Origin of the sequence: Levilactobacillus paucivorans, assembly GCF_001437125.1 — a bacterium.
In the GTDB taxonomy this organism is placed as follows: domain Bacteria; phylum Bacillota; class Bacilli; order Lactobacillales; family Lactobacillaceae; genus Levilactobacillus; species Levilactobacillus paucivorans.
Genome location: NZ_JQCA01000062.1, coordinates 1 through 530, shown reverse-complemented (window position 1 = coordinate 530; position 530 = coordinate 1). Strand labels below are relative to the sequence as shown.

The 530-nt window shown below is 35.5% G+C and carries 1 pseudogene; it reads right to left on the bottom strand.

The annotated features are described in order from the left end of the window. Positions 1–276: 276 nt before the first annotated feature. Positions 277–480: pseudogene (locus tag IV54_RS12220) on the bottom strand (MarR family transcriptional regulator); the annotation flags it as partial. Positions 481–530 lie beyond the last annotated feature (50 nt).

Genomic DNA, 530 nt, shown 5'->3' with positions numbered 1-530 from the left:
TGAATAAAGAACTGGTCTAGTAGAGCAGGTGTTGCACTTCAATTTTAAATCGAGGATCTAAATATATCTAAGCTTTTTTAATGGTGAGAAACTTTGCCACTTGCAACGCTCGATTAATTACTTGGGTATACAAAATGATTATTGTCACGAGCCAAAAATAATCTTAATGTTTAAATTTTCTTCACTTCAACAAAAGACCGGCCTGCTCAACCCCAAGGGTTTTAACGGACCGATCTTTATTTACATTAAGGCATCTTTACTTACTTTGAAAAACTTTTAATTTATCTTAGCCAGTTGTTGTGACAAAGTTTCCACTTGTTTAGTCAACTTCTCCAAATCGTGACTTTGGTTGAAAGTTTTTAAATTTGCTTGCACTTGCCGAACGCTCCTTTGGACAGTTTCTTGGCCATTAGTAGTCAAGGTTAGCCGCACAATTCGTCGATCAGTTTGATTTACTTGTGATTGAATTAAATTATCTTCCTCGATTTAAAATTGAAGTGCAACTCCTGCTCTACTAGACCAGTTCTTTA